This is a genomic window from Collinsella sp. CLA-AA-H167 (genome assembly GCF_040095305.1).
In the GTDB taxonomy this organism is placed as follows: Bacteria; Actinomycetota; Coriobacteriia; order Coriobacteriales; family Coriobacteriaceae; genus Collinsella.
Genome location: NZ_JBBNGA010000028.1, coordinates 1 through 890, shown reverse-complemented (window position 1 = coordinate 890; position 890 = coordinate 1). Strand labels below are relative to the sequence as shown.

At 62.5% G+C, this 890-nt stretch carries 1 pseudogene; it reads left to right on the top strand.

Annotated features, from left to right (window positions below):
* Nucleotides 1–890, top strand: a pseudogene (locus AAAT03_RS09850) (hypothetical protein); the annotation flags it as partial.

Here is an 890-nt window from a genome sequence, read left to right as displayed (position 1 = left end):
TCCGGCATCACGGATATCCCGGCCTCCGCAAACGACCTGCCATTCCTTTCCTTCCTGCCTTACGCCGTTGCCATGGTGCCGTCTTTCCTTCCCTTCATTCCCTTCCTTCTCTCGTCGATACTCGTGCTCGGCGCCACAAGGCCCGGGACCCTGGCGGCGAAGGCGCCCGTGCCCAAATTCCGGCGCCTTATCCAGATCGTGTTTTCGATAATCGCCGCGGGGACCGCGATGCTCCTCGCCGGCCTCGCACCCGGGGGCATTTACGCCTTGGCCCTAAACGGCTTCGGGCAAATTGGGTACCCGATCGCCTTCTTCCATGACGGCGCGCTTACCACCACGACTGCGGGAAACGTCTTCACAGCCCTGCTTATCGCGCTTCTTGCGGGCGGAACCTTGATATCCGTTTGCTCCGTCGTCCTATCGACCGCAACGAGGCGCGTCCTCGCGGGCCCCCTCACCTCCGCGCTGCTTGTCGCGGCCCCGGTATTCCCGTTACTGTCCGATTCGGCACTGGAGCATAACGCCGCGCTCAATCTCCTGCCGCTGGCCGTATTCTCGCCTATCGAGGCAACGGGTTACGTAGGATGCTTCCCGACAGAATTCATTGGCTCCGGTTCAGGCAGCGCATCGATGCTTGCCGTGGCCCTGGCATACGTCGCGGTCTTTTTTGCGGTCGGCGCCGTTGCGACACGTTCGCCCAGACAGCCTGGACCCGCGAAAAAGCACCATGGGCTCGAACTTCTGGACGCGAGCGTGGGATACGGAAGCACGACGATACTTTCAATCGGGTCGCTTTTCCTGAGCCCGGGAACGGCGGCGGGCCTCGTTGCTCCCAACGGCTCGGGGAAAACCACCCTTCTTGAAGCGCTGTCGGGCCAATTTCCCACCCG